The sequence below is a fragment of the Dysgonomonas sp. Marseille-Q5470 genome, from assembly GCF_951230145.1.
In the GTDB taxonomy this organism is placed as follows: Bacteria; Bacteroidota; Bacteroidia; order Bacteroidales; family Dysgonomonadaceae; genus Dysgonomonas.
The window spans coordinates 1-8787 of the sequence record NZ_CATNVE010000018.1; the positions used below are offsets into that span (position 1 = coordinate 1).

At 32.7% G+C, this 8787-nt stretch carries 7 protein-coding genes, 1 tRNA gene and 1 pseudogene; 3 read left to right on the forward strand and 6 right to left on the reverse strand.

Annotation, left to right across the window (positions count from 1 at the left end; genetic code table 11):
* A pseudogene (locus QOX35_RS16225) lies at positions 1-784 on the reverse strand (hypothetical protein); the annotation flags it as partial.
* A 645-nt stretch (positions 785-1429) separates the two neighbouring features.
* On the opposite strand from QOX35_RS16225, the gene QOX35_RS16230 reads away from it, so the two are divergent.
* A complete protein-coding gene (locus tag QOX35_RS16230; RefSeq protein ID WP_283687815.1) occupies positions 1430-1942 on the forward strand; it encodes a hypothetical protein in 513 nt (170 codons plus the stop codon).
* 56 nt (positions 1943-1998) lie between these two features.
* Here the strand turns inward: QOX35_RS16230 and QOX35_RS16235 are convergent, their stop codons facing one another.
* The 5 genes from QOX35_RS16235 to purD all read right to left on the reverse strand — a co-directional run bounded on the left by QOX35_RS16235 (position 1999) and on the right by purD (position 6982).
* Positions 1999-2991 carry a replicative DNA helicase gene (locus QOX35_RS16235; RefSeq protein ID WP_283687816.1) on the reverse strand — a complete coding sequence of 331 codons (993 nt, stop codon included), beginning with the start codon at positions 2989-2991 and terminating at the stop codon, positions 1999-2001.
* Between the two features lie 133 nt (positions 2992-3124).
* Positions 3125-4324: a site-specific integrase gene (locus QOX35_RS16240; protein WP_283687817.1), complete on the reverse strand. Its 1200-nt coding sequence runs from the start codon at positions 4322-4324 to the stop codon at positions 3125-3127.
* A 124-nt stretch (positions 4325-4448) separates the two neighbouring features.
* Positions 4449-4522 (reverse strand) — tRNA-Ile (locus QOX35_RS16245).
* A gap of 179 nt (positions 4523-4701) precedes the next feature.
* On the reverse strand, positions 4702-5625 hold the full coding sequence (locus tag QOX35_RS16250) for a hypothetical protein (RefSeq protein ID WP_283687818.1): 924 nt from the start codon (positions 5623-5625) through the stop codon (positions 4702-4704).
* Between the two features lie 85 nt (positions 5626-5710).
* Positions 5711-6982: a phosphoribosylamine--glycine ligase gene (gene purD, locus QOX35_RS16255; protein ID WP_283687819.1), complete on the reverse strand. Its 1272-nt coding sequence runs from the start codon at positions 6980-6982 to the stop codon at positions 5711-5713.
* A 170-nt stretch (positions 6983-7152) separates the two neighbouring features.
* On the opposite strand from purD, the gene QOX35_RS16260 reads away from it, so the two are divergent.
* Entirely contained in the window at positions 7153-7932 is a 780-nt protein-coding gene (locus QOX35_RS16260; protein WP_283687820.1) for a tRNA threonylcarbamoyladenosine dehydratase, read from the forward strand.
* Between the two features lie 68 nt (positions 7933-8000).
* Complete coding sequence (locus tag QOX35_RS16265; protein WP_283687821.1) at positions 8001-8456, forward strand: hypothetical protein; 456 nt, start codon at positions 8001-8003, stop codon at positions 8454-8456.
* Positions 8457-8787: the final 331 nt, after the last annotated feature.

The following is an 8787-nucleotide window of genomic DNA, read 5'->3' on the forward strand; positions in this document are numbered from 1 at the left end:
AAGCAATATTGTATTCTTTCTTCTTTAGCTTTTGTACACTCTTTTCAGAACAAAATATCTTTGATTGTTTTTCGATCCCTAGTGTATTTATCAGTTTATCGATACTATCGGTCTTATTAAGAAAAATGCAAATATGTGCACTGTCTTTTAAGTCCATTAGTTTGTTATAAACAGCAACTTCATATGTATTAGTAATAATAAGCTCTAAATCTTTTTTATAACCAAAAGCTGGCTCAACTTCCATAATCTGAAAATTTTGATTCTCAAATTCGGGATGAATCATATCTAGTGCTGTTGCAGAAACAAAAGCCTTATTTTCGAACAAGAAAAAATCAGTTATCGGCTGTGTTATATTATTCCTGTAATCAACATCCTGAATCAATTTTTCGCATTCATCGAATAGGCAAAAGAAATCTTTATAGTAATCTATTTTTACATTTCTATTTAAACAGACCTCTCTTATTAAATGGTAGCTTTCAGGTGTAGTAATTAATTTCTTGTATTTAATTTCCCTGTTTTTGAGGTATCTCTCTATTTTGGATTTTGTTACACCTTCATAGACTGCAAGTAACTCAGGCTTATCTTTTGTTTTACCTGTAATTACAGGAACGTTCGGTTCTATGATGATAGAATGTCTCTTTGCTTTTATTTCGCCGTAGGTAGCACCCAGACCAGGCAATGTCTTTTTTAGTATGGTATTTCTCGGAATATTCAGATAGCCTTTGTCTTTTAAAGCATCAGATAGGTATTGCTTATGTTTAATGGGTATGTGCACTCTTTTCATAGTAATATTTTTATTAGATGTGCAAATTAACATAAAATATTCAATGTGGGGAATACGGGTGAAAATTTCTTCTGTACCACCCCGAAACTATTTTTCCCCGTTTTTGAAATAGGAGTAAAAAGATGCTTTTACATAAAAATATTCTGTGTAGAAATGTTGCCCTTTATAATAATTAATCTATTTGATTCATTTAACCTCACTTCTGAATAAAGCGGCTTATTATCAATTGAATATATAATTAAAAAGTATTTGATAGTTAGGCAAATTATCTCAATTTATATATAGAGGTAATAAAATCACACTTTAATTACGTGTTTTCATATAAGTAATTACATTGAATCATGCGCTAACGTATAATATCGCTGTGAAAACATGTGTTTTTGTATAATTATAACAAAGGATCATTCGTTCTTATATAATTATGTCATATTATTTATTCGAAAATCAAACTTAATATTATATTTGCACCGCTTAAAGCAAATGGCGGTTGGGTGCGCAACTTCTAAAGTTAGTTTTTAAGTCCTCTGATTTGTTCCTGTTCAATTAGTTGTAAAGTAGCACAAAAATGGGATGAAATAATGTGCTGGTGGTTTATAGGGCTATTTACCCCATATATAAAATGGCTTAGTATTAAAATTATTTTAAATGACAGTAGAAACTCAAAACAATGGAGTTGCTAATAGCGACAAATCATCTTCTAGTACAAAACCTTCTAAGAAAAACGCGCGTAATCCTTTTTTGGAAATTCTTAGAAAGTCCAGAACAACATTTAAAAAGCAGATAATTCGCAATGCTCAAGTGAAAAAATCTGCGATTGAGCATAATCTGAAATTACTAGATAAAGATAGTATTGAGGAGAAGAATGTATTTCTGGGAAATTTTTACGATACAGTTGAATATCGACTGTTGGACAGTAACCGATTTATTAAAGATTGTGAGCGTTTAGGCTTAAATGCCTTTAATGTGGCACAACACGTTGTTTTTGACGGGAACACAAAGCTTGACGAAGTTTTAGTTTCAGGTCTAGAAAAAGCGTATGGTAATGAGGTTTTAAAAATGAAAGAGCCTATTTTCTCGAAAGAGGAACTTGAACAAGGTAAAATATTGCCTCAAGTTAAAGGCTTAAACAGTGCTAATTCGGATGAACAAGCCGCTTAACATTTAATTTTTTTAAGATGCACCCCTCATTCTGAAAAGAGTGAGGGGTTTTATTCTTAAAATGGAACAAAATTATTTTCACTTGCTTTATTATCTTTATTTAGATTTTGAAGATCTCGAGGATAATTAGTATTATATTGATAATCAAAATTCTCAAATCGACAAAAATCACGTTTAAATCTTAGTAAGACATCTCCCATATCTCCATTACGATGTTTTGCTATTATTATTTCAGCTAATCCCCTTAAATCATTTCCTTTATCATCTTCTAATATTTTGTAATATTCTGGGCGATGTATAAAATATACAATATCTGCATCTTCACATATTGTGCCACTATCTCTTAAGTCTGTGAGCTGTGGTCTTTTACCTTCTGCACCTAGCCTTTTTTCATTTTCTCTATTCATCTGAGATATAGCAAAAAAAGTTATATCTAATTCTTTTGCTAAAGCTTTCAATTCCCTTGTTATATGATTTACTTCATTATAACGGTCTGGATATTTCTCTGAAACTGTTAGTAATTGAAGATAATCTACAAAAATTGCTTTTACTCCATACTCCTTTACTAATTTCCTCGCATCGTTAGATAAAGATTCTATTGAAAGACGAGCAGGGCAATTTATGTACAGTGATAAATCTTGTAAATCCTTAATTTTATAATCTAACTGTTCCCATTCATAATTGAGCAGAGTTCCTGTCGCCAATTTCTCCATTGGTATTTCACAACAATTACTTATTAATCTATTCGTTAATTGTGAAAAAGTTTGTTCTATTGAGAAAATACCAACTGGAATATTTTCTTTAGCCATATTCAAAGCCATAGATAAAATAAACGCAGTTTTACCCATTGATGGACGAGCAGAAATAACTACTAAATCGCCACTTTGCCAACCATGAGTAATTTTATCTAAATCATCAAATCCCGATTTTAAGCCACTTAAATGATTCGGGTTATTTGACGTTTGCTTTATTCTATTTATAGCCTCTCTAGATATAGTCTTAATATGTGGTATTTTACCCCTTTCTGTTCTTTGTTTGTTTTCAGCCATGATATTTGATATTTAATAATTTTTCTAAAAGTAAAAAAAACATGGCTATTTTGAAATTAAATTTATCAACACTATGTTAATAACCAGCTTATTAAATAAAAAAAAGGACAGAGATTCATCTGTCCTTCCTATCTTACAACAAATTCTTCATTGCTTCATCAATTTGACTATTTTCAAAGCTATCCAAATATATCTGAGTTACTTTTTCTGAGCTATGCCCTAATGATTCGCTAATAATAGAAGTGTTTACACCAGAACGTTTTAAGACAGTTGCAAAGCTATGGCGAGCTACGTATGTTGTTAAGTCAATCGGTATATTTAATTCTTTACCAATATCTTTTAACCGCTTATTGATAATAGCTAATACTTTATGTACCCTGTTCGCTCTCTGTTGCTCTGTCTTATGAAATTGAGATAGAATAGGAAAGAGGTAAATATTTGTAGAATTAGTGTATTTATCAATTAGCTTCAGAGCTTCTTCTTGTAATGGTAATTTGATTAACTTCTTTGTTTTCTTTCGGTTATAAATCAATCTATTATCAATAATATTCTTACTTGTTAAAAGTGCAATATCTGTAAAATTGATTCCACCTGATAGATAGGAAAAATAGAATATATCTATTGCTAAACGTGCATGTTCGTTATCAGCGCTATAGTTTATTATTGCTTCGATATCCGATTTTTGAATAGCTCGTTTTACTGTTTCCTTGTGAAGTTTAGACACTTTGTAAACTTTGAACGGATAATACTCCTGTTTAACAATATTCAATTCTATAGCCTTGTTATATATGGCTCTCAATGTTCTGAAACGTACCCCTAAAGAATTATCGGATAATCCTTTTTTACGCAAAAAGGCTTCATATTGCCTTAGCCAAACAATGTTAATTTCAGAGAAATATATATCAAGGTGTTTATTAAAGTCTATCATTGATACTAATAGTTCTTTATATGTGGATGCTGTCTTTAAACGGTTTTCCTGTTTTAAGCGTTGAATTTCATTGTTAAATAATTGTAGAACTGTATTATTAGTAATGGGAGTATCAACTTTTTCAATAAGGCTTGATACTGTATAATCCTTGTTAATTGTTTTAAATTCAATTATTTGTTCTGAATATTCTTTTGTTTTCTCTGAAATTATTGTTTGAATATTGTCTTTATTAGGGCAATTTCGTTTCGGTTTATTCTTTTCGAAGTCCCAAAATTGCGGTTGGATTGATATACCTAAACTTTTATACTTCTTTTTGTTGTCTTTGCAGATTCTTATCATTAATGGATGTGAACCGTCTGCAAGTGTTTTTGATTTGAATAACACGACATTAACTGTTGCGTTCATGTGAGTTTTTGGTTTAACTCTTGGTTTAACTGGGTACTTGTAAACATTGTAGAAATACCGCTAAAGCACCTGTGATAAGGCAATAAAAAAGGCACTCACATGATGTAAGTGCCTTTTTTTTAAGTGGTCCCACCTGGGCTTGAACCAGGGACCCCCTGATTATGAGTCAGATGCTCTAACCAACTGAGCTATAGGACCTGATTTTCGGAGGTTATCCCGAAATCGGATGCAATATTACTGCTTTTTAGCGAGACTAGCAAGTTTTTGAGTAAAAAAACTACCAGAAGATTTATCACTCAAACCACGATAGAAACTAAGAAACTTTGTATCAACGTGATAAAATTGAACTACAAAAACATTTGTTGGTAATTTTTTTACTATCGGAGAAAAGATAAGCCGCTAAACAACAAACAAGCCACTATAAATATATAAAATAGTACTACTGTCCCCTTTGTTTCTCCTAATGCAAAGAAATGAGATAATAGAAATGATCCCACTCCCATAAAAATATACAGACTCACTTGCGGTGTTATATTTACAAAGATAGAGAACAATAAAGATAAGACTGTGAAAAATATCAATAACGATAAATATGCCCTTATTTTTATTTTATCCTTATGCCTGTTAAGGAAATTATCTCCAATGATAATACTCAAAAAAAGAATTATAAAAATAAGAGAAGCCCATATAGCAATATCAAAACGGAGAAAAGGAAACATAACTAACTGTTGAGAATTGCTATAATGTAGAAAAGGAGAAAGAAATTCGTTTAGATTATCCGTAAAAAGATAAAAAGAGAATGTAGGGAAATATACTATAAAGACTCCCAAAAAGGATGCTAACAAGGATCTAAAACTAAAACACCTCATTATTACAAGGGCAATCCATGTTAATGGAACAAAAAGTAATAAAAGAGGCGTAAACAAGCTTCCTAAAGAAAGCATAAACGCTATTTTAAATGCAGCAACAGATCTTTCGGAGTGATTATAAGAGGCGAATAATATAGATACTGTAAAAAGCATGAATAATACCCCAATATACGCCGGAGATATCCACACCAACGAAGGGTGACAGCTAAACAATAAAATTATAATGGCGGGAGGCAACAGAGTCCTCCGCCTTATCAGTACAAAATCAGTATTGATATGAGCAGTCAATACAGCCATTGCAGATACAATAATACTACTACCTGCCAATGAATATAATGGATTACCCGAAAAGAAATCGAGCAGTTGCCAAAGATACCCTCCTTCCATATTTGAAGGCATAGCATTTGATGATACTACAAATGCTATCCTCATACATACTGCGAAAATAATAGAGATTATAAGAAATCCCTTTCCTTCCGCAATATGACTTTTATAAAATCTAGGAATAGCTGCCATTTTATTTGAGATCGAAACCTATATCTTTCCTATAGTATTTTTTATCATAAGATATTACATCTGCATTCTTGAAGGATAGAGATAGGGCTTCATCCTTGGTTTCTCCATATGAGCTTATTGCAATAACACGTCCTCCGTTTGTCAGCACCTTATTATTTTCAAGCTTTGTTCCGGCATGAAATAAGATACTATCTTTTACCTTATCCAAACCCGACATTTCTTTATTTTTCTCATAGTCTCCCGGATAACCGCCCGATACAAGCATCACGGTAACAGCATAGCGACTATCTATTTCTAGCAATTTACTTTCCAATGTACCTGTTGCAACACCTTCTAACAAAGAAACAAAATCAGACTTTATCCGCAACATGACAACTTCAGTTTCAGGATCACCCATACGTACATTATATTCAATTACCATAGGTTCTCCTTTGACCTCTATTAAGCCTAAGAAAATAAATCCTTTATATATAATTTTATCCTTTTTCAGCCCCTCTATTGTTGGAATAACAATGCGGTCTTCTACTTTTTTCATGAATACATCGTCAGCAAACGATACCGGCGACACAGCCCCCATTCCTCCGGTATTCAGCCCCGTATCTCCTTCGCCAATTCGTTTATAATCTTTGGCTACAGGTAGTATTTTATATGAATCTCCATCCGTTAACACAAATACAGAACATTCTATTCCCGACAAAAACTCTTCTATAACAACAGTTTTACTAGCATCGCCAAACATCCCGGAAAGCATTTCTTTTAACTCTTGTTTCGCTTCCTCTATATCACTTATTATAAGTACGCCTTTCCCGGCGGCTAATCCATCTGCCTTCAACACATACGGAGCCTCTAGCTCTTCTAAAAATAAATAAGCTTCGTCCAATTCATCTAATGTAAAGCTTTTATATCTGGCTGTGGGAATATTATGACGCATCATAAATTGCTTAGCAAAATCCTTGCTACCTTCAAGTTGTGCTCCTATCTTAGAGGGGCCTATAACCGGAATATCTTTAATATCATCATCATTGACGAAGAAATCGTATATTCCTCTTACAAGTGGCTCTTCAGGACCTACAACAACCATATCTATCTTATTCTCTAATACGAATTGTTTTATCTCAGGAAAATCAGTGGGCAATAAGTTTACGTTTACAGCTATTTCATGAGTTCCTGCATTGCCGGGAGCCACATAAAGCTTCTGAACCTTATCGCTTTGCTTAATCTTCCATGCCAATGCATTTTCACGACCTCCGTTTCCTAATAATAATATATTCATAATTAAAAAGATAATATTTTGTTGTATTCTTAGCTAGATTCACTTAATAATAGGTGTCTCAACACAAGAAGAGTACCATGACACGTTAATTATTTGAGCAGCAAAGATACATGATTATTTTCTTAACATGAAATCAGAAATATTTATTGTAAGTTTGTACCCCTAAAAAAATGAAAATAGAAAGAATGCAAGAGGAAAAAGGAATCTTTAAGAGAGCAGAGCTATTACTAGGTGACAAATTGATGAACAAGATATCTTCGGTAAGAGTTATTTTATTCGGTGTAGGAGGAGTTGGTAGTTGGTGTGCCGAAAGCCTGATTCGATCAGGAATAAGACATCTTACTATCGTTGACTCTGATAAAGTTTGTGAGACAAATATAAACAGACAACTTATGGCTACAACAAAAACTATTGGACAGAGTAAAGTAGAAGTATTAAAGTCTCGATTGCTCGACATCAACCCCGATGCAGAAATAGAAATTATTGCTCAGGTATATAGCGAAGAAACTTCTGATTCTTTCAATCTTCAATCTTACGACTATATAATTGATGCAATAGATAGTCTGAAACATAAGGTACATTTAATTCGCACAGCAACACGGACTAAAGCTAAATTATTTTCTTCGATGGGTGCTGCCTTAAAAATGGATCCAACGCGAATTAAAGTTGCCGAGTTTTGGAATGTAAAAGGCTGTCCGCTCGCTGCAGCCCTTCGTCGAAAAATGAAACAAGGAGAAAAACCGTGGAAAAAATTTAAATGTGTATATAGTGACGAAGTATTAGAAAACAAAGGCCTGAAATATGAACATGATGAGTCAAAGAGCTCAGAATTACTAAAACAAGACAATCCGAGTGTGAAAGCTCAGACCAATGGTACGCTGGTTCATATCACAGCTACATTTGGCTTCACCCTAGCAGGGCTTGTTATTCAAGATATCTGCAAAGAATAATTTCAGAGAACACTATAAAATCAGTATTATTTCTCATATTTGTAGTAATAAATTTAAATAAAACTACAATGAATGAATTAATTATTGATTACAATACGCTTTCTTCCACTAAGAAAACTATAAATATCATAACAGGTATTTATTTAACAGGATTTGCTCTTTATTTCTGTATTACGGAGGGGATTGCCGGTCGTTATGGTATATTATTTTTCAGTGCGCTTATAGCCTTTATTCTTGCTGCCATACTATTGCTAAGCAACACCCTATGGGTTTCGGGAGCTATACTTTCAATCGATAACAATACAGTTAAACCGAATATCTCGGGACAGAGTAAATCTGCAATAAATTGGACAAATGTAAGTAGTTTAAATATTGGTATCAGCTACATTACTTTCTCTCTGAATGGAGGACAGAAACAAAGAAAAATAGATCTCGCCACTTTAAAATACGATGATGTAAAAACTGTAAAAAGCAAACTAGTAGAAATTTGCGAATACAAAAATATCCCTTATCAGAATGATTAAAATCTCCTTCTTATAATAATATAAGACATACTAATATAAATGAAATACCCTTTAGATACTCAAAACCTAAAGGGTATTTTTATGTATATTCTAATATTAAGAGCGGTGATTAAATATGCCTATTTATCTTTTGTAAACAAAAAAGGAGAGCCTATCATAGCTCTCCTTTTCTTATGCTGTCTGATATGTAATTTGTATCTTTCTATTATCCTTTGTATACTTGGATTGTATAAATAGCAAAAGTCCGCATACATCTAATTGCATACGGACTTTGCGTTTAAAACGGCGGTAACCTACTCTCCCACTTTTACGCAGTACCATCGGCACGACC